Genomic DNA, 19,826 nt, shown 5'->3' with positions numbered 1-19,826 from the left:
ATTGTTTATTAGATGGGCACCTACCTGTAAAACGCTTAACGCATTCTAAACTATCGCTAATCTTGATTGCCAACAACATATATAATCACTTCCAATTATAGATTATCAGTTTTGTTGTCAATTCCTAAAAACAACCAATTCATTTTAACCTTTGTCGTTTCCCATTTGAATCAAATCTGCAAATTTTTGAACAATATTTGGATATCATTTGTTTTTCTTTAACGCATTTTTGCTAATGAAATGTTTACGGGACCAAATTTAAGTAAGCTTTTAATGATAATTCTACTGTAATGAAATCCAAAGTATTGATAAATAAGCAATTATTCACCTATTTTAGTCAAACGTTTGCACTGAATCCAAACTGCAAATTTTTTGGCCAAAATTTGGATAATGCGTCTTTGTGTTTGACACACATTTGCTAACAGATTTGCTTAGGGGTAAATTATATTAGGCCTATCATTATTGTGCCGCTGAATTGAAATCCAAACGACTGGTGAACAAAATTTTAATCATTGTACATTTTTAAGGTTTAAACTATGAATTGTATAAAAAAAATACGGATATCTCATCTGTGTATTGTACTGGTCTTACTTACTGGTTGTTTTATCAGTTGTAAGAAAAGCGGATCTATTGACACCTCGGGGTCAGGCGCCTATAAACCCGGTGAAGATGTTGTTGTAACGGACTTCTTTCCCAAATCAGGGGCGGCGGACAGCAATTGGTCATTTACGGTAAAAATTTTGGCAACGATAAATCCATCGTGTCTGTCAATATTGGAGGCAAACCCGCCACCGTCATAAATGTTCATAATGACGGGATTTACTGTATAGTACCTGATCGGGCATACTCAGGAGAAATAGAAGTCAATGTTGGCGCTGCCTCTGAAAAACAGCTTGCCATGGCTGTTGATACATTTGGTTATCAAAGGAGAATGGTTGTCACAACCCTGGCAGGCAAAAAGGATGAACGCGATAATTATGACATCAAGGACGGCACTTTTGATGATTGCGGCGGATTTTATGATCCAACCTGGCTGGTATTTGATCCTAAAAATCCAGACCTCTTATATGTTGGTCAGGATGGAAGCGACGTTAGGTTGCTAAATTTTAAAGACAGTACGGTTACAACACCCATTACCAGAGGGATGGGCAACTGGAGTAGAATCAGGACAATCGCTTTTACAAATGACGGTGACCATATGATTATCGCCAATGATCAGGGGGACGTCAATGGCATCAGTACCTCTATTTTGTCAAGAGCCAGTGGCTTTAAAGATCCTAAAGTATTGACCTCCTATAAACAATGTAACGGAGCCTCTGTTCATCCTAAAACAGGTGAGTTATACTTTAACAGCTATGAAAAAGGCCAGTTTTACAGATTCGATTTAAATGATTATTTTGAAAACAATATTGGCATCAAAGATTATCAGGAACTGTTTAAAATCCAGGACAATAACTGGGAATTCCAGATTGATATCGCTCCCTCTGGAGATTATGCTTATATCGTTGTTATCAATCAGCATTATATTCTAAGAACAGATTACAATTGGGACACTGAGACCTTTATGCAACCCTATGTTGTTTGCGGAGAACCACATTCTACAGGTTGGGTTGATGGTGTAGGTACCCAGGCAAGGCTTAACAATCCATACCAAGGGGTTTTTGTTAGAAATCCTGATTATGCAGGGAAGGCCGATGAATATGATTTTTACTTTACCGAGCAAAGCAATCATGACATTCGGATTCTTACGCCAGAAGGCAAAGTCACCACTTTTGCAGGTAGAGGCAGTTCCAGTATTGACGCCAACCCATACGGCCATATAGACGGCGCACTTCGCACTGAGGCAAGGTTTGATCGCCCTCAAGGCTTGGCTTATGACTCTGTCAACCATGTATTTTATGTGGGCGATTGGATGAATCGCTGTATCAGAAAAATTTCATTAGAAAACTAAAATATTATTGCTATGACCAAATCGTTCATACGAAGAACTTCCATTTTCGTTCTGTTTCTTTTAACCGTGATGACCTCCATCGCGCAAAAAAGGATTACCGTCCATGGTAAGGTAACAGATCAGGAGACTGGAGAATCACTATCTGGAGTAAGTGTCTCCGTCATCAACACCGCAGGTTTAGGAACCTTTTCAAATAAAGAGGGTATTTTCTCCTTAAAAGTGGAAGTCTATCATAAACTGCTATTTTCTTATATCGGTTATGATACAGTGCAAGTCCAAATTAAGGAAAATGACACGGTGAATGTATCGATGAAAAAATCTAATATCCAGGCCATGGATGAAGTAGTGGTTACTGCACTTGGCACCCAAAAAGACTCAATGTCACAGGTGCCATTACAACTGTGGATATGGATGAGCTCAGAAAATCTGCACCCACCGCGAGTATTGTAAATACACTGGCGGGTAATGTGCCTGGGATCCTTGCCATGCAAACCTCCGGTCAACCAGGAAAAGACATTTCGAATTTCTGGGTCCGCGGTATTTCTACCTTTGGAGCCAGTAGTGGCGCCCTGGTGCTCGTGGACGGATTTGAACGGGACATCAATGAAGTCAATATTGATGATATTAAATCATTTTCTGTCCTTAAAGACGCCTCTGCCACCGCCTTATATGGTTCCAAAGGCGCCAATGGGGTATTATTAATTACCACCAAACATGGCACTATCGGTAAAACAAATATTAATGCCAAAGCAGAATCCTCTTATAATACAAGGACCATTACACCAGAGTTTGTCGACGGGCCAACCTATGCCAGCCTCCTTAATGAATCGCGCATTACCAGAGACCAACCAGCCATTTACAGTCCAGTTGAACTGGAAATCCTACGAATGGGTCTGGATCCCGATCTATATCCCAATGTTGATTGGTCAGAAAAGTTACTAAAAGACGGTGCGTTTACCAATCATGCCAACCTTAGTTTAAGCGGTGGCGGAACAACCGCCAGGTATTTTGTTTCTGGAAGTTACCTGGATGAAAAGGGATGTACAAAACAGATGATGAACTGGCAAAGGATTACAATACAAATGCTGATTACCAAAAATGGACCTATAGACTTAATACAGACGTCAATGTAACCAAAACAACCGTTGTTAAATTAGGCGTCTCCGGCTCCCTTACCAAAAGGAACAGTCCGGGCCTTGGAGACAATGACGTATGGGGCGAGCTCTTTGGCTATTCCGCAATCCGTACACCGATTACTTATTCCAATGGTTATATACCTGCCGTGGGTACAGGCAACCAAACAAATCCCTGGGTGGCAGCTACGCAAACCGGTTATAATGAAAACTGGACTAATAATATCCAAACCAATGTCACGCTGGATCAGGATTTAAACTTTCTTGTAAATGGATTAACCTTTGAAGGCAGCTTCGGTTATGACACTTACAACTCCAGTAACATCGAACGACATAAATGGCCCGAACAATGGAGAGCAGAGCGTCATAGAGACCAGGATGGCAATTTAATTTTTACCAATATATCCGGCCCCAGTGTACTGACTCAGGCTAGCAGCAATGATGGCAGCCGCAGGGAATTTTTGATTGCCATGTTGAACTATAACCATAGTATTAAAGACCACCATATCGGCATCGATTTACGCTATAATCAGGAGTCCAACACATTTACCCAAAATCTGGGCACTGATATCAAAAACGGCATCGCCAAGAAAAATCAAGGACTTGCCGGGCGCGCGGCTTATAACTGGAAAAACAGATATTATGCTGATTTTAATTTTGGGTATACCGGATCAGAAAACTTTAGCCCAGGCCATCAGTTCGGTTTTTTCCCGGCCGTTTCAGGTGCATGGAATATCGCAGAAGAGAATTTCATAAAAGAAAATATGAAGTGGATCAATATGTTTAAAATCAGATATTCTTATGGAAAAGTAGGTAATGATAATCTGGGCGGCAATAGATTCCCATATTTGTATACTATAGATGGAAATAATAAAGGAGGTTATCAATGGGCAGAATTCGGGAATGATAAAAACTATCCTGGATTAGGATTTTCACAAGTCGCCTCCCCTTATGTTACCTGGGAAATGGCTACTAAACAGGATTTAGGTTTGGATTTATCGCTTTGGAACAATCAATTTTCCATGACAGTAGATGCCTTTAAAGATGAACGTACCGGCATTTATATGGACAGAAATTTCTTGCCCAGTTATGTTGGTTTAACCAGTATCCCTAGTGCAAACGTTGGTGCAGTTCGCTCTAAAGGTATTGATGGTAATTTTACGGTGCAACGACAATTCAATAAGGTTCATGTGACGGTGCGTGGCAATATTACACTGAGCAAGAATGAGGTCTTGGACAGAGACGAAGAACAAAGCGTCTACCCCTATCAGATGCAAAAAGGTTACAGAGTTAACCAAACCAGAGGGTTAATCGCATTGGGACTGTTTAAAGACTATGATGATATCCGTAATAGTCCGACCCAAACATTTGGCGCTTATCAACCTGGTGACATTAAGTATAAAGATGTGAATGGTGATGGAGTAATTAATAATGACGATGTCGTAGCCGTCGGCTCTACCAGCACACCTAATTTAGTATACGGATTTGGGGCGTCCGTTACCTGGAAAGGCTTTGATGTGAATGTACTTTTCCAGGGTGCGGGCAGTTCCAGCTTTTTCATCTACGGAAAAACCGTATATGCATTCACTGAGGGAGAATGGGGAAATATTCTCAAAGGGCTGTTAGAAAACAGATGGGTATCCGCTGATATCTCCGGAGACCCTGCCACTGAAAACCCCAATGCGCCATATCCCAGATTAAGCTATAGCGACAGAGATGGCAATAACTATAGGAATTCTACCTTCTGGTTACGCAATGGTCGGTACTTAAGGCTTAGAAATCTGGATATCGGTTATACCTTGCCAAAAGAAATGCTCCATAAAATACACATGAACAGCGTCCGCATTTACTGTATTGGCACTAATTTATTTACATGGGCACCCTTTAAATTGTGGGATCCAGAGACAACTGATCCTAGAGGAGAAACTTACCCTCTAATCAAATCAGTGACGCTCGGCCTACAAATCAGTTTATAATATAAAAAACATATATTATGTTGAAAAAAATAAAAGCAATCTCCATTTTTTGTTTAATGGTGACGCTACTATTCTCCTGCAAAAAATACCTTAAGACAGATGAATATTTTAAAGACCGGATGGATTTAGACAAATCCTTCAATAATGTTGAATATATTGAAGAGTGGCTAGCCAACTCCTATTCTTATCTAACAGGGGCAAATGCTGACGTCGCCAGCAAGGGCTTTGAGCCATTTAACTTCTCAGATGATATATATTACGGCGACCGCGACGTCAATTATGATGTCACCAATGCCGGCGCATTATCATATAACAGATTTAGTTTAGGTAATTATCATGAAGACGAAAAGCAGGGATCCTGGACTCAGTGCTATCAAGGTATCCGTAGCGCCTCCATTTTTATCCAAAATATAGACAATTCCACGGTCATAAGTGACGAGGACAAAGCAGATTACAAGGCGCAGGCCAGGTTTGTCAGGGCCTATTATTACTGGTTGTTACTTAGAAAATACGGTCCGGTTCCCATTATGCCAGAGGATGGAGCAGATTATACTGATAGCTATGATGAACTGGCACTTCCCAGAAACACCTATGAGCAGTGTGCAGAATATATAGGAAAAGAAATGGTTTTGGCGGCAAAAGATTTACCACAAAGCAGAGGTCAATTGGCAATCGCGCGCCCCACTAAAGGAGCAGCACTTGCCACAAGAGCAAAAGTATTTTTGTATGCAGCTAGTCCATTAATGAATGGCGGTAAAGTGAGTATGGACTACAAAGAAAAGCTGGTTGACGACAAAGGTAATCCGCTGCTTTCTATTACTTATGATGAGTCCAAATGGGCCAGAGCAGCAGCCGCTGCTAAAGACGTAATGCGTCTAGGTGCCTATTCTCTTTATGTAGCTCCTTTTACAAATTCTGGAACAGTTACGCATCCGGCCACAATAGTGCCTCCCTATAATGCTGAGTTCTCCGATAAACCATGGCCTGACGGCTGGTCAAATATCGATCCATTCCAGTCTTATCGTGCACTTTTTGATGGTGAATTATCCGCCGCCGAAAATCCAGAGCTAATATTCACGCGTGGTCAGAATCAGTCATCCGAAGGTATCAATGTTATGGTTGTCCATCAATTACCACGTATAGCATCCGGTTGGAACACACACGGTATGACTTTAAAACAATGTGATGCCTATTATATGAATGATGGCAAGGATGTTCCAGGCAAAGACGCCGAGTATGGAAAGGGCAATGGCAGTCAGCGTGTTCAAGGTTTTGTAACTGATGAAGATGTTGCTGAGGGAAAATACAAACCGTTAGAAGCGGGTGTTTCTTTGCAATTTGCCAATAGGGAGCCCAGGTTTTACGCATCAGTGGGTTATAATGGCAGTGTGTGGGATCTGACCAATGAAACAGAGGTAAAAAACAGAGAGCAACAGGTTTTCTATTATCGCGGTTCAGGTAATGGATATACCAATACGATGTTTTGGTTAAGAACGGGTATTGGCATCAAAAAATATGTAAATCCGATGGATACTTATGAAAATAATAATCTAGCTAATGTTGTACCCAAATATGAGCCAGCCATCCGTTATGCAGATATATTACTTGCATACGCAGAGTCTTTAAATGAATTAAATGGTTCATATAATATACCTAGCTGGGACAGTTCTGAAGTGTATACCATTGCCAGAAGTATTCCAGAAATGAAATCAGCAGTCAAACCTATTCGAATCAGAGCCGGTTTGCCTGATTTCACAGACGCTGTGTATTCAAGTAATACAGCGCTGCGCACCGCAATCAAACGTGAGCGGCAAATTGAACTCATGGGAGAACAGGAACGTTATTATGATTTACGCAGATGGGAAGATGCAACGAAAGAACTTACTCTTCCAATCTATGGCTACAATGTTCTTATGACGGCCAACCAAAGGGATTTATTCCATCAGCCAGTTGAAGCATTTGCACTGCAAAGCACTTTTGCTCCAAAAATGTATTTTTGGCCCATTTCAATCGAAGAATTAAGGCGTGATAGTCGCATGACACAAAATCCAGGTTGGCTTACTTATACTAATTAATACTAATAAATGCAACTGAATCTGCCTTCTTTTCTCAAATAGAAAATCAAACAGATAAAGTCACATTCGACAATTAAAAAGAAATACGCATGAAAAAGATAGCTGCATTAATTACCATTCTTTTATGTATTGGGTCAATGGCCTGTAATAAAGAATGGACAGATGAGCAATTTAAACAATATGTTTCCTTTAAAGCTCCGTTAAATGGAGATGGAGTTACCCCCATACACGTCCGGTACAAACCTGACGGCATGGTCGACTACCAATTACCCGTTATCGTCAGTGGTACGACTGACAATAAGAAAAACCTGATGGTGCATTTAGGCGTGGATCCAGATACGCTCAAAGTATTCAATGATGCCAATTTTCAAAATAGAACGGATCTTTATTATAAAGAATTAACCGATCAATATTTTAAAATTCCTGATACGGTTTCCATTCCTAAAGGATCAAATACGAATACTATCAACATAGGTTTTACATTAAGTAATATTGATTTGGTGGATAAATGGATTCTTCCTTTGACTATTGAGCCATCAACTTCAAATGAATATACTCCAAACCCAAGAAGAAACTTCTCCAAGGCATTGTTAAGAATTGTACCTTTCAATGATTTTTCTGGTGATTATAGCGGAACTGCCCTTAAAGTGTACCTGAAAGGGGAAGAAGATGGGGCTGCTATCGTTAAAAGCATTATTACAACTTATGTAGTAGACGATAACACCATCTTTTTCTATGCCGGTACAGTGGACGAAAATAAATCCGACAGGCGTAATTATAAGATAATCGCCCACTTTGATACCGAGAAAAGGGAAGTAACACTTACTTCTGATAATCCATTGATGAATTTGCAAGTAAACAAAACAATTAACTATTCAGTAGAGGAAATTCCAGATGAATTACAACCATATTTAGTCCATAGATATGTAACCATCAGCAATATTGATTATAATTATACCGATTATACTTCTGTCGCCGGCGCATCCGTTGATTACACAATCAGAGGTTCTCTGATTATGGAAAGAAAAATCAATACCCAGATACCAGATGAAGATCAGGCGATTCAGTGGTAATTAAATAAGAGACGGCCGTCTTCCCATTTAAGGAGACAAACAACTGAAGCCCCGATGTCAATTTTATTCATCGGGGCTTTTCTTTAAAATAGACAAATGAAAAAACTTGCGACCCAGTTTATAATTATTTTTATGTTTTTGGCAAATTTGCAAGCCTTCAGTCAGCACATTGATATAAATACGACCAAAACATTAAGGAAATTTCCAACATGGGAATCAAGGCTTGGGTATGTAATCAATGGACCAGGTCACGCTATAATAATCAAACAAGGTCTTGAACTAATTCAGTATAAATTAATGAAAAACCTTAATTTAGATTCATTAATTGCATGCCCAGTTAGTGCGAAGGATTTAATTCCAATTTACCCATATAACGATAGCCTTGCCAAAAATGATTTTATTATTTCCTCTCCCAATAATTCAGTCAGCAATTCTCTCTCTGAATTTAATAATCGGAAAAAACAAATTATCCATCACCAACTCAATGACCGAAATATGTTTCCTGTAAAGCTCAAATGGAATTACAAAGGTCATATATTTTATACCTATTGTATTATTTCTCGTACGACTCAAGAAGTAGTTTATGATAACATTCTATCAAATATTCATACTATAATAGTATCTTCTATTTAATAAACTTTAGCATGAAATATCTAAAATTCATATTCAAAAGGAACAACTCATCCCTATGGAAATCTCTACCACTTTACATTAAAGCTTTCGCCCTTTATTTCATTGTTCTGGATCTTGCATTTTTAATTTATGCAGTTGGAAGTGTTTATGGATTAGTACCTGCAATAAAATATATTACTATTTATGGATTGTATACCACATCATTATGCAGCGGTTATGGTTTGATTATACTGACATTATACAGTTTTAAAGCGATTGTCGCTTGTTCGCTTTTGTTGGGAAAAAAGGATACCTATTTGCTTGGATTTATTGACGGAAGTTTAGGTATTATATTTTGGAGCTATGCCACTTTATTGCCAATATTCGCAGAACATTTTAATGGGCCTCATATTCTGTCTTTCGAGATATTATTGCTCATACCTTACAATATTTATATGGGAAAATCATTATTTAACAATGCTCAAAATCCTAAAACATTTTAAAATCTAAATTTCGATGCCACTAAAGTCATTTATTAAATTAATAACCTGTTTCTGGATAATTTTCATTGCATTATCATTCATATTGCCTTCAATAGCTGCAATTTCACAGACCGAAAATTTGTAAGCCTTCAGTCAGGATATTGATATAAATACGATCAAAACATTAAGGAAATTTCCAACATGTGAAACAAGGCTTGAGTAGGCAATCAATGGAACAGAACACGCTCTGGAAGACAAGGAATATCTTAATAGGGGGGATACTTCGGTAAATAAAAAACCCAAGGTTATTGCGTACAACCTTATTAAGAACAATTATAATGTTTATGATGGCTTCAAAACAGATATAAATTTTAAAATTGTAGATACTATTTTTGGTGATTACTCCCCAATTGCCTCATTGAACGATTTTGAATGATTACAAATATATTGCACGTATGCTGAAAAAGAAGATTCAACTTACATTATCGGCATTTTTTCGATCAACATGAATCCAGATAAGGGAAATATCCCAAAAAGAATAGAGGATTCTCAAGATCCAAAGTTCTTAATGAATGGTAATGACCGTTTCTATAAAAGAGCAAAGCTGCTTTTTTTTAACCAGCGCTCAATTAAAGAGAATAAATGCTAATTGCAAATGGGGAATAATCTATAATATAAAACTCAACAAACTGTTTAAAGGGAAGTTTAATCAATGTAAAGTTGTTGCATGCGAAAACACAAATGGAAATTTCTTCACAGGATATTATTTTTATAACATGCCAAACGAGCTAAAAATAACAAAAAAAATAATGAGTCAATTAGGGAAAATACGGTTTAATTAAAACCAAGATATTAACATTTATAGGTAATTTCTTTAAATCTATATAGCAATGGATTATATTATGAGTAATAAAAGATGGGCGGATTGAAGTCAATTTTTTAAAACAGAACATACTATTCAAATTGTGGACTCATATAATTATTAATAATATCAAATTTTAATAAATTATTGTAACTTTATATAATAGGAATTGACCATAACAATTTTCCCTGATTCAAGCAAATAGTTACATTTTTCTAACAGGCAGATCATTTAGGGGGCGAGATCTATAATTGAATTATCAAAAACCGATTCACACGATAAGTCATTTTTAAAAGTACCATTACATGAGAAAGTTCATTACCTTCATATTCATATTGTCTTCAATAGCTGTATTTTCACAGTCTACAAATAACAACAAGATTTTTCGGATTAATCCTGACTACGCTCAAGGTGCAGTAGTTGACAAAATTTATGAAACAGTCAAATACATACCTTTGGAAACAACTGCAGAAAGTCTATTTGGGGCAATCTATCAGCTGGAAGTAACAGATCAATATTTTATTATATTGGATAGAAATACCAATAGCATTTTGCTATTTAATAAAAATGGCCAGTTTCATACCAAAATAAAAGGTGGTGATCAATCCTTTCTAGGGAATGTCATTCATTCTTTTAATGTGATTAAAGGGAAAAAGCAAATAATGTTTAGGCATAGACGAACCTTGCATTATTATAATTTTGACGGCAAAGAATTACCTAATCCATCTACTTTAGCTTTACCCAATTCTTTAAAAAGATATTGGTTTAATGATTCCACTAATGTAGACTTCGACTATAACATCTATGAAAAACTACCAGATTCAACGGCCTTTAAATTAAATTTTTATGCAAATAGAAATTTGATTAAAAGTGCTTTCCCATATAATCCAAAGCATTCACCATTTAGGAATGATGACATTTACTACGAAAGTCATTCTGTTTTTTATAAAACTACTAACGACACTACTGCTATATTTTGCCAGCCATATGACTATTCGGTGTACCTGCTTTCATCGAATGGCAGGTTATCAAAAAAGGTCACATTTTTATTTCCTTTGGCAAATTCTTTACCCGATAATTTTAACCAGGATACTTTATTGCGCGGTCGGCGAATAACTTATTTACGTAATCACAAAGATAAATTCTACGGCATATCTTATTTTTATCAGTTTGGAAACAATTACGTCTTTAAGCTTGATCACATGTCTTACCCAGATACTTATCTTTATAATACACAATCTAAAAATTTATATTGCATCCAGCGAATTTCACCGGATAGTTCAAATTATTATCTCCCGGTTTCGGATATTTTGGGATTTGTCGATTTTGCAAATTCCAATTTCTTAACCAGGGATAATAAGTATTTATATACCTCAGTTTCTTCTTTGCAAATGTTTAAAGCCAAAAGTGTGACTACTGATAAACACCCAAAGTACCCAGTGGCCTTAAAAAAATATTTTGCAACTCAATCTCGTAAAAGCAATCCCGTCATCATCCAGGTAAAACTAAAAGAAAACCTATAAGCCATTGGCATTTACTTGTGGTAAGGACAATGCTGCCATAATCACCTATTAAACCATAAAATGTTGTAGGCCTCCCTGAACTTTCCTTTTTGTATCTTTGCAGCAGCATAATATTTACCTAGCAAACAACCCTTTGCCCCTTGAGAAAGAAAAGGAAAATAGCATTTAACCGGTTTTTAGAGGTCAACTTTCTGATTTATATCACTAAGTGCCTGATCGGTCTGTTTATTACCTATACAATATATGTAACATTTCCACAGCACCAGTTCTTCTGGAGCGTAATATCCGTGTTATTAGCTTTCTCGCCAGATGATAAGGACGCTAAAAAAGTGGCTTACGACCGAATGAAAGCCAATATTTTGGGTTCTTCCGTAGGTATGGTCTTATTTCTGATTCATTTCCCCAATCTTTTTATTATGGGACTAGGGGTAGTGGCTACTATCGGGATTGCTACCTTACTCAACATTCAGTCCACTACACGCTCTGCGCTGGCAGCCGTTGTTATTGTTTTACTATACGAGCAGGAAAACGCTTCCTGGCATATGGCCCTGGAAAGAATGATTTGCGTGATTATTGGTTGTCTGATAGCGCTGCTGTTGACCTTACTTTTCGATGTCGTGTTGTTTAAAGATAAAAGAGGAAGACTGATCCGCAAAGCAAGAGTGGTGCGCAAACATTATATTAAAAAATAATTTAATCTCAAAGCTTCCCATTTTTGCATTATCAGAATGTCTAATCTTGCTGTATCTTTGCCTTATGCAATTTTACTGTCACTCACTTAGTTCCTATAAAAGACTGAAGACCCGTGAGGTCAAAGTAGGAGATCTATTACTAGGGGCGGATCATCCTATCCGCCTGCAGACCATGACAACGACCGATACCATGGACACAGCGGCTACCGTGGCGGAATCTATCCGTTGTATTGAAGCGGGTGCCGAACTTATTCGTATTACCGCACCTTCTAAAAAAGAAGCCGAAAACCTGGCCAATATCAAAAAGGCCCTTCGCGATAAAGGTTATAATACCCCACTGGTCGCAGATATACATTTTACCCCAAATGCCGCAGAAATTGCCGCTAAAATCGTAGAAAAAGTACGTGTCAATCCAGGTAACTATGTGGATAAGAAGAAGTTCGAGCAGATTGATTATACAGACAGCGCTTATAATGAGGAACTGGATCGCATTAGAACAAGGTTTACCCCTTTGGTACGGATCTGCAAAGCGCATGGCACTGCCATGCGCATAGGCACCAATCATGGCAGTCTGGGAGACCGTATTATGAGCCGTTATGGGGATACCACTATGGGCATGGTAGAAAGTGCCATGGAATTTTTAAGGATCTGTAGAGATGAGGATTATCACAATATCGTCCTTTCCATGAAAGCCTCCAATACCCACGTCATGGTAGAAGCCTACCGGCTGCTTATCCAGCAAATGGATGCAGAGTTCGGGGAATTATACCCACTGCATCTCGGTGTAACAGAGGCCGGAGATGGAGAAGATGGCCGTATTAAATCCGCGGTCGGCATTGGCGCTCTGCTGGAAGACGGCATTGGTGATACCGTCCGGGTATCACTGACTGAAGATGCGGAACTGGAGATACCCGTTTGTTATGACCTGGTAAAAAGATATGATTTTACTCTGGACAAAAACAAGGAGATATTAGAAAAAGAGCCTGATTTTGCTGTGCCGGCTATCACCACAGATCATCTGCCTTATTCTCCTTTTGAATACAAACGCCGTGAGACCAATCAAATCAGCAATATTGGCAGCGCGCATGTACCGGTAGTGATTGCCGATTTGAGCAAACTCAATCATATTACGCCAGGCGATCTGCTGCAGGTAGGTTATCAGTATAATGAGAAGCTGGACAAATGGTTTATAAGTGACAGGGCCGCAGATTACATTTTCATTGGCTATCAAAATATTGATTTTCAACTACCAGGCACCTTAAGGGCCGTGGTTTATCCACCTGCTTTTGATTTGCAGGAACATAAAGAGCAGTTCTGTCCTTTGTTTGATACCACCACTTACCTCGCAGGCAAAGATCAGAAAGGTAAAATCAATTTTGTCCATATTCAGGTGTATAGCGACACCCAGACCGATATAACCAAGGAGCAATTAAATCAACTGGCTGCAGATCCTACAGTAGTACTCATTTTAAGCAGTAACCGAAAAAACGCCTTGCAGGCCATTAGGCGTTTTATTATCCATTTAGAAACCCAGCAAGTTAAAAACCCTGTCATTATCAGTGTTGCCAGTAACTGGAATACCGCAGATGAACATTTGATCCATTTTTCTACAGAAGCTGGCGGTCTGCTTGTTGATGGGATGGGAGATGGGGTCTTCTTTCACCTAAAAACAACTGCCTATAAAGCACTGGCAGGCAATTTTCAGGCCGCAGCTGGCAGGAATTATCAGCAAAATACGAATGTAGAGCAATTTTTAAATGCCACTGCATTTAGTATCCTGCAGGCTTCCAGAACGAGGATATCAAAAACCGAATATATTTCCTGCCCCAGTTGTGGCAGAACCTTATTTGATCTGCAGGAAACAACGGCTAAAATCCGGGCGGTTACCAACCACCTGAAAGGCGTAAAAATCGCCATTATGGGTTGTATCGTGAACGGACCGGGAGAAATGGCAGACGCAGATTTTGGCTATGTCGGCTCCGGCGTGGGCAAAATCACCTTATATAAAGGCAAAGAAGTTGTTAAAAGAAATATAGATAGTGAGATCGCCGTAGGCGAACTCATTAATCTTTTAAAAGAAGGAGGCGTCTGGGTAGAACCTTAAAAACAACTGCTAAAGTGATATAAATCAATAGTAATAAGTACTTTAACGCAGCAAATTAATGGTGGTTCCAGCGTTAAGACCAAGTCCAGTCAAGATCCAGACCTGTTCAAGACCTGCGTCTAACCTTATATAAGGAAATTAATTCAGTTTTTAGTCTATGGCAGCACTCGTTACGATTTACACATCTGTTAGTTTATCTGAGATCTATATCGCCCAGGCCAAGCTTGAGGAGGCGGGTATTGCTTCTTTTACCAGAGACGAGCGCCTCCATCAGACAGCACCTTATCTTTCTTCGCTGACCAACGGGATACAGCTTCAGGTAACTTCAAGTGATATTGACGAGGCTATACAGGTATTACAAGAAGCTGGGATTCTGATTCCTGTCGTCGAAAAAAAAGATAATTTCTCCAAAAAATTAAAATGGATCTTCCTGATCGTGTTACTGGTAGAACTAGTTTATCTGTTGATTAAACATAAGGTTTTATGATAAAGCAAAAAATATTTGTCTGGTATCCAAAGATGTTTATCTTTGCAGCCCGTTAAAATGCCTGTGCATCAAAAACGCGTGAAAAAGCGGATGTGGCGAAATTGGCAGACGCACTAGACTTAGGATCTAGCGCCGCGAGGCGTGTGGGTTCGACTCCCTCCATCCGCACACACCGTCTTACCCTTTTAAGACGGTTTTTTTTTAATTTTAATCACCTCGATAGGGCGGGGCGCAGCTGTTCAAACATGGCAACAATTACCAGAGAGCAAATCGCACCATTAAACGATAAGCTCGTTGTAACTCTTAAGAAAGAAGACTATTTACCCGCTGTTGATAAAAGCATTAAAAATTATGCTAAGACGGCCAATATTCAGGGATTCCGCAAAGGAATGGTTCCTGCCGGCCTAGTACGTAAAATGTATGGTCCTTCCATTTTACAGGATGAGGTGATCAAAACTGTAGACAACGAAATCAACAAATACATTGCTGACGAGAAACTGGCCATTATTGCACAACCTATTCCTTTAGATGAAACACCGGTCGAGTTCAGCATCCAGGATCCCAAGGATTATACATTTGAATTTGAGATCGGATTACAGCCAGAAATAAACATTGATCCAAAATCGATCAATGTGACCCGTTACCAGATCGAGGTTACTGACCAGATTTTAGACGAGGAACTGGAAAGACTGCGTCAACGCTATGGCAATTATAGCACACCAGAAACAGTAGAAGATGAAAATGCCATCATCAGCGCTGATATTGCAGTAGATGGCCAGGACGACGCTGCAAAAGAAGACGAAAATGAATCTAAAGCAGCTGAAGCAGCGACAGAAGTAGCTGAGACAACTAAAGCAGCCACTACAGCGATAACATTAAAAGAAATCGCCAAAGGACAGCAAAAAGAGTTCAAAGGCAAAAAAGTAGGGGACATCGTTACAGTAGAACTGGGCAAAGCATTTAAAGGTGAAATCCTGGACAGGGTACTTTCTGATTTAAAACTGGACAAAGAAGACAAAGAAAACGCCAAAAAGACCGTTACCCTGACGATTACCAAAATCGGTCTGTTGGAACCCGCAGCTTACGATGAAAAACTTTTCGATCAGGTATATCCAGGAAGAGATATCAAAACTGAAGAAGATTTTAAAGCAGCTGTCAAGGAAGATATTACTAAATATTACGGCCAGCAAGCCAGCGGTCAGATCCACGATCAGATCTACCATCATCTTACAGACCATGTTACACTCGATATGCCTGAAACGTTTTTAAAACGCTGGATGAAAATTTCAAGTGAAGGCAAAAAAACCGAGGAAGAATTGGATAAAGACATTGTAGAGTTTAAAAAGCAGTTACAGTGGGCGCTTATTTCTTCTAAACTCAGTAGCGACAATAACATCCAGGTGCAACACGAAGAATTGAAAGATTACGCCAGACATCAACTCTTAAATTACCTGGGCGGTCAGATGGGCCTGCAGGGTAATGAGCAGTGGATAGATGATTACGCAAATAAAATGCTTGCGGATCAAAAGTTCATTGATGATGCCCACGGTCAGATCCGGATTGGCAAATTATTCGAAGTACTGGAAAAACAGGTAACAGCCAAAGATCAGCCAATTACTGAGAAAGAATTCACAGAAATGGTTCAAAAGCATCAGCATGAACACCATCATTAGGCATTAGCTGGTTACCTTTAGGAAGTTTACTGTCAGATAGCAGATTTCCAGGGGTAATAGCACCCAAAATGATTTTCATAAGAAAATGGCGGTTAATCCCTAAAAGGCGCATTAACCGCCATTTTCACGTTTTACAGCAAGCAGTTTTTCTGAGCTCAGGCCAGACTGCCGTTTTGTCGGTCACTCATCTGCTGCACGAAGTTTGGTATTACCCTATAGAATTACGAGTTAAACCTCAATGGAATAACAAAAATTGAATATCTTCAAACCCTAATATTAATATTTATGGACATAGGAAAAGAATTTGAAAAATATGCTGTAAAACATCAGGGAATCAGCAGTAATACCATGCACCAATACAAAGGGCAGTTTACGGCGCTTACGCCTTATATTATTGAGGAACGTCCCATGAATGTGGCATCCATGGATGTCTTCAGTAGGTTGATGATGGATCGTATCATCTTTCTAGGAGAAGGCATCAATGATTACGTAGCCAATATCGTTACCGCACAGCTTTTATTTTTAGATAGCGTTGATCGCACCAGAGACATCCAAATGTATATCAACAGCCCCGGCGGCAGCGTTTATGCCGGTTTGGGTATTTATGATACCATGCAATTTGTATCTCCCGATGTATCTACCATCTGTACCGGTATGGCAGCCTCCATGAGTGCTGTGCTCATGGCAGCAGGTGTGAAAGGCAAAAGAAGCGCCTTAAAGCACAGTCGGATCATGATTCACCAGCCCAGCGGCGCGATCGGCGGCCAAGCCTCTGATATCCAGATTACAGCCAGAGAAATCCGCAAAATCAAAAACGAATTGGATAATATCATCGCTGAGCATAGCGGTAAAGACCCTGCCCAGATCGCTAAAGACAGAGACCGTGACTTCTGGATGACCGCTCAGGAAGCCAAAGAATATGGCTTGGTGGATGAGGTACTTATTTCCAATCCAAATAAGTCCAAGTCTTAATCGCCCATGGTGACTGTTATAAATGAAAGCTTTTTATAAAGTCAGGTGCTATATTATTGCCAATTAAAATAATTATCAAAATGAATACACTATATAAATCCCCGTTTTTCACGAGTCAGAGCGAAGAAGAGGAAGATCAGCCGGAAAACAAACCGGATAATAATAACCAGGAACAAAAATCATCCTTACTGCTGAAAAAGCAGGAAGAGTTATTTTTAGAAAAAAGAGCGGTTTACCTCTGGGGAATGGTAGATGACAAATCTGCCCGAGAAATTGTCAGCAAATTATTGATTTTGGAAGCGGATAAACCGGGAGAAGAAATCAAATTCTATATCAATAGCCCGGGAGGGATGGTTACCAGTGGTATGGTAATTTATGATACAATTGAAATGATCTCCAGTCCGGTCAGCACCATCTGTATGGGCCTTGCAGCCTCCATGGGCTCCATTTTGTTAAGCGTGGGTGCTAAAGGCAGACGATTTGTCTTCCCACACGGGGAGATCATGATCCACCAGCCCAGTATTGGCGGTTATTTTCAGGCAACTTCAGCCGATATTGAGATCCAGGCCGAACAAATTGAGAAAACCAAACTGATGGGTGCTCAATTACTGGCTAAAAACTGCGGAAAAACTGTAGAACAGGTGCTTAAAGATTTTGACCGGGATTTCTATATGGATGCAGATCAGGCTGTTAATTACGGCATTGTGGATGCAGTGTTGGAAAAATTATAAATAACTTACGTTAAAAAAAGTGGAAGACCGCTGTTTGCAGCGGTTTTCTTAATTTTGCAGAAGCAGGCAGCCTAAAATAAGAACTGCCCAGAAGGAAATCAGTAATTATGGCTAAAAACTTACATACACACTGTTCATTTTGTGGAAGACCCAGAGAAGAAGTAAAAATGCTGATATCAGGCATTGATGCGGATATCTGTGACCAGTGCATTCAAAATGCAGGTGAGATTATTGAACAGGAATTTGAATTTGAAAAATCGCATCAGCGGCCACAACAGCCGGCCGCAAATGCAGCCAAACTGGAACTTAAGACCCTGTAGAAATTAAAAAATTTCTGGATCAATATGTGATTGGGCAGCAAGAGGCTAAAAAATCCTATCCGTAGCCGTTTACAATCACTACAAAAGGGTAACACAAAAAGTCCAGAGTGATGATATTGAAATCGAAAAGAGTAATATTATTATGATCGGGGAGACCGGTACGGGCAAAACCCTGCTGGCCAAAAGCATTGCTAAAATGCTCAATGTTCCCTTTGCCATTGTGGATGCGACAGTATTTACCGAGGCAGGTTATGTGGGAGAGGATATTGAAAGTATGTTGTCCCGTTTATTACAAAACTGTAATTATGATGTTCCTTCAGCAGAAAGGGGCATTGTTTATATTGATGAGATCGACAAGATTGCCCGCAAAAGTGACAATCCATCCATTACCAGGGACGTTAGCGGAGAAGGGGTTCAACAGGGACTGCTGAAAATGCTGGAAGGCACCGAGGCTTTAGTCCCCCGCAAGGCGGCAGAAAGCATCCCGAGCAGAAAATGGTCAAGATCCGCACCCAGAATATTTTATTTATCTGTGGAGGCGCCTTTGATGGTATTGACAGGATCATTGCCAGAAGGGTTAATACCAATGCCATTGGCTTTAATGTCAACAAAGAACAGCAGGAAGAACAAAGAAGAACCTTTTGCAGTTTGTCAATCCACAGGATTTAAAATCCTTCGGATTGATCCCTGAACTACTTGGGCGTCTGCCAGTGGTCACCCATCTGGATCCACTCGATAAGGCCACCTTACGTGCTATTCTGACAGAACCCAAAAACAGTCTGATCAAACAATATACCCGTCTTTTTGAAATGGAGGGTGTAAAACTGGTAGTGGAAAAAGATGCCTTGGATTTTATCACGGATAAAGCACTGGAATTCAATTAGGGGCTCGTGGACTAAGAAGCATCTGTGAAAGCATCCTGACTGAGGCCATGTTTGAGATACCGGGTACCAACAAGAAGAAATTCACAGTTACCCTGGATTATGCCAGACAGCAGTTTAATATTAGCAAATTAGGGTCAATGAAAGTTGCTTAAAATCAGCAGATTAGATTCTCTCTATTAGTAAAGGTGGTTGATTTGGAAAATTTCTTGGTCAAGCCACAGGGAAAGTTTACTTTTGCACCCAAATTATTTTATAAAATACACGGCAAAATCCGTG

At 39.4% G+C, this 19,826-nt stretch carries 18 protein-coding genes and 1 tRNA gene; all 19 read left to right on the top strand.

Translation table 11 applies throughout. The features are described from left to right. Positions 1-760: 760 nt before the first annotated feature. The 19 genes from FSB73_RS17090 (at position 761) to FSB73_RS27990 (ending at position 19,550) form a co-directional block, all read left to right on the top strand. Positions 761-1,951, top strand: coding sequence for an NHL repeat-containing protein (locus tag FSB73_RS17090; protein WP_262712362.1), 1,191 nt, complete (start codon positions 761-763; stop codon positions 1,949-1,951). 12 nt (positions 1,952-1,963) lie between these two features. Then, complete coding sequence (locus tag FSB73_RS25380; RefSeq protein WP_225974108.1) at positions 1,964-2,401, top strand: carboxypeptidase-like regulatory domain-containing protein; 438 nt, start codon at positions 1,964-1,966, stop codon at positions 2,399-2,401. Continuing rightward, positions 2,359-3,084, top strand: coding sequence for a TonB-dependent receptor plug domain-containing protein (locus FSB73_RS25375; RefSeq protein ID WP_262712361.1), 726 nt, complete (start codon positions 2,359-2,361; stop codon positions 3,082-3,084). The genes FSB73_RS25380 and FSB73_RS25375 overlap by 43 nt, the downstream gene beginning before the upstream one ends. Next, entirely contained in the window at positions 2,991-5,060 is a 2,070-nt protein-coding gene (locus FSB73_RS17085) for a SusC/RagA family TonB-linked outer membrane protein (RefSeq protein ID WP_225974107.1), read from the top strand. Before FSB73_RS25375 ends, FSB73_RS17085 begins: the two co-directional genes overlap by 94 nt. A 17-nt stretch (positions 5,061-5,077) precedes the next feature. Beyond that, positions 5,078-7,135 carry a RagB/SusD family nutrient uptake outer membrane protein gene (locus tag FSB73_RS17080; protein ID WP_192904070.1) on the top strand — a complete coding sequence of 686 codons (2,058 nt, stop codon included), beginning with the start codon at positions 5,078-5,080 and terminating at the stop codon, positions 7,133-7,135. 89 nt (positions 7,136-7,224) lie between these two features. Beyond that, the gene (locus FSB73_RS17075) at positions 7,225-8,208 is read left to right on the top strand and encodes a DUF4973 domain-containing protein (protein WP_146784941.1); all 984 of its coding nucleotides are present in this window, start codon (positions 7,225-7,227) and stop codon (positions 8,206-8,208) included. Positions 8,209-8,304: 96 nt separating this feature from the next. Next, positions 8,305-8,841, top strand: a complete 537-nt coding sequence (locus FSB73_RS17070) for a hypothetical protein (RefSeq protein WP_146784938.1) — start codon at positions 8,305-8,307, stop codon at positions 8,839-8,841. An 11-nt stretch (positions 8,842-8,852) separates the two neighbouring features. After that, positions 8,853-9,323: a hypothetical protein gene (locus FSB73_RS17065; protein WP_146784935.1), complete on the top strand. Its 471-nt coding sequence runs from the start codon at positions 8,853-8,855 to the stop codon at positions 9,321-9,323. Between the two features lie 1,146 nt (positions 9,324-10,469). Then, positions 10,470-11,687, top strand: coding sequence for a 6-bladed beta-propeller (locus FSB73_RS17060; protein ID WP_146784931.1), 1,218 nt, complete (start codon positions 10,470-10,472; stop codon positions 11,685-11,687). 140 nt (positions 11,688-11,827) lie between these two features. Further along, positions 11,828-12,379, top strand: a complete 552-nt coding sequence (locus tag FSB73_RS17055; RefSeq protein ID WP_146784926.1) for an FUSC family protein — start codon at positions 11,828-11,830, stop codon at positions 12,377-12,379. A 64-nt stretch (positions 12,380-12,443) separates the two neighbouring features. Continuing rightward, positions 12,444-14,483: a (E)-4-hydroxy-3-methylbut-2-enyl-diphosphate synthase gene (gene ispG, locus FSB73_RS17050; RefSeq protein ID WP_146784921.1), complete on the top strand. Its 2,040-nt coding sequence runs from the start codon at positions 12,444-12,446 to the stop codon at positions 14,481-14,483. Between the two features lie 157 nt (positions 14,484-14,640). Beyond that, positions 14,641-14,970 (top strand): putative signal transducing protein, encoded by a 330-nt coding sequence (locus tag FSB73_RS17045; protein ID WP_146784915.1) that lies wholly within the window; start codon positions 14,641-14,643, stop codon positions 14,968-14,970. Between the two features lie 86 nt (positions 14,971-15,056). After that, positions 15,057-15,138: transfer RNA gene (locus FSB73_RS17040), tRNA-Leu, on the top strand. A gap of 77 nt (positions 15,139-15,215) precedes the next feature. Then, positions 15,216-16,643, top strand: coding sequence for a trigger factor (locus FSB73_RS17035; protein WP_146784910.1), 1,428 nt, complete (start codon positions 15,216-15,218; stop codon positions 16,641-16,643). A 285-nt stretch (positions 16,644-16,928) separates the two neighbouring features. Continuing rightward, positions 16,929-17,615 (top strand): ClpP family protease, encoded by a 687-nt coding sequence (locus FSB73_RS17030; protein WP_146784903.1) that lies wholly within the window; start codon positions 16,929-16,931, stop codon positions 17,613-17,615. A gap of 80 nt (positions 17,616-17,695) precedes the next feature. Further along, positions 17,696-18,346, top strand: coding sequence for a ClpP family protease (locus tag FSB73_RS17025; protein WP_146784900.1), 651 nt, complete (start codon positions 17,696-17,698; stop codon positions 18,344-18,346). Between the two features lie 107 nt (positions 18,347-18,453). Continuing rightward, the gene (locus FSB73_RS28000; protein ID WP_225974106.1) at positions 18,454-18,666 is read left to right on the top strand and encodes a ClpX C4-type zinc finger protein; all 213 of its coding nucleotides are present in this window, start codon (positions 18,454-18,456) and stop codon (positions 18,664-18,666) included. Positions 18,667-18,808: 142 nt separating this feature from the next. After that, the gene (locus FSB73_RS27995) at positions 18,809-19,357 is read left to right on the top strand and encodes an AAA family ATPase (RefSeq protein ID WP_317132806.1); all 549 of its coding nucleotides are present in this window, start codon (positions 18,809-18,811) and stop codon (positions 19,355-19,357) included. Continuing rightward, on the top strand, positions 19,347-19,550 hold the full coding sequence (locus tag FSB73_RS27990) for a hypothetical protein (RefSeq protein WP_225974105.1): 204 nt from the start codon (positions 19,347-19,349) through the stop codon (positions 19,548-19,550). The genes FSB73_RS27995 and FSB73_RS27990 overlap by 11 nt, the downstream gene beginning before the upstream one ends. Positions 19,551-19,826: the final 276 nt, after the last annotated feature.

It is taken from the genome of Arachidicoccus ginsenosidivorans (assembly GCF_007971385.1).
In the GTDB taxonomy this organism is placed as follows: Bacteria; Bacteroidota; Bacteroidia; order Chitinophagales; family Chitinophagaceae; genus Arachidicoccus; species Arachidicoccus ginsenosidivorans.
Note: the sequence above shows the minus strand (reverse complement) of the source record. Positions and strands in the feature narration are given on the sequence as shown.

What these genes read in the sequence shown, in the direction of transcription:
- FSB73_RS17085 (WP_225974107.1), top strand. Translation starts at nt 2,991, where the DNA reads ATGTACAAAACAGATGATGAACTGGCAAAGGATTACAATACAAATGCT.
- FSB73_RS17025 (WP_146784900.1), top strand. Translation starts at nt 17,696, where the DNA reads ATGAATACACTATATAAATCCCCGTTTTTCACGAGTCAGAGCGAAGAA.
- FSB73_RS28000 (WP_225974106.1), top strand. Translation starts at nt 18,454, where the DNA reads ATGGCTAAAAACTTACATACACACTGTTCATTTTGTGGAAGACCCAGA.
- FSB73_RS27995 (WP_317132806.1), top strand. Translation starts at nt 18,809, where the DNA reads ATGATCGGGGAGACCGGTACGGGCAAAACCCTGCTGGCCAAAAGCATT.
- FSB73_RS25375 (WP_262712361.1), top strand. Translation starts at nt 2,359, where the DNA reads ATGGATGAGCTCAGAAAATCTGCACCCACCGCGAGTATTGTAAATACA.
- FSB73_RS17070 (WP_146784938.1), top strand. Translation starts at nt 8,305, where the DNA reads ATGAAAAAACTTGCGACCCAGTTTATAATTATTTTTATGTTTTTGGCA.
- FSB73_RS25380 (WP_225974108.1), top strand. Translation starts at nt 1,964, where the DNA reads ATGACCAAATCGTTCATACGAAGAACTTCCATTTTCGTTCTGTTTCTT.
- FSB73_RS17080 (WP_192904070.1), top strand. Translation starts at nt 5,078, where the DNA reads ATGTTGAAAAAAATAAAAGCAATCTCCATTTTTTGTTTAATGGTGACG.
- FSB73_RS17060 (WP_146784931.1), top strand. Translation starts at nt 10,470, where the DNA reads ATGAGAAAGTTCATTACCTTCATATTCATATTGTCTTCAATAGCTGTA.
- FSB73_RS17075 (WP_146784941.1), top strand. Translation starts at nt 7,225, where the DNA reads ATGAAAAAGATAGCTGCATTAATTACCATTCTTTTATGTATTGGGTCA.
- FSB73_RS17030 (WP_146784903.1), top strand. Translation starts at nt 16,929, where the DNA reads ATGGACATAGGAAAAGAATTTGAAAAATATGCTGTAAAACATCAGGGA.
- FSB73_RS17045 (WP_146784915.1), top strand. Translation starts at nt 14,641, where the DNA reads ATGGCAGCACTCGTTACGATTTACACATCTGTTAGTTTATCTGAGATC.
- FSB73_RS17065 (WP_146784935.1), top strand. Translation starts at nt 8,853, where the DNA reads ATGAAATATCTAAAATTCATATTCAAAAGGAACAACTCATCCCTATGG.
- FSB73_RS17035 (WP_146784910.1), top strand. Translation starts at nt 15,216, where the DNA reads ATGGCAACAATTACCAGAGAGCAAATCGCACCATTAAACGATAAGCTC.
- ispG (WP_146784921.1), top strand. Translation starts at nt 12,444, where the DNA reads ATGCAATTTTACTGTCACTCACTTAGTTCCTATAAAAGACTGAAGACC.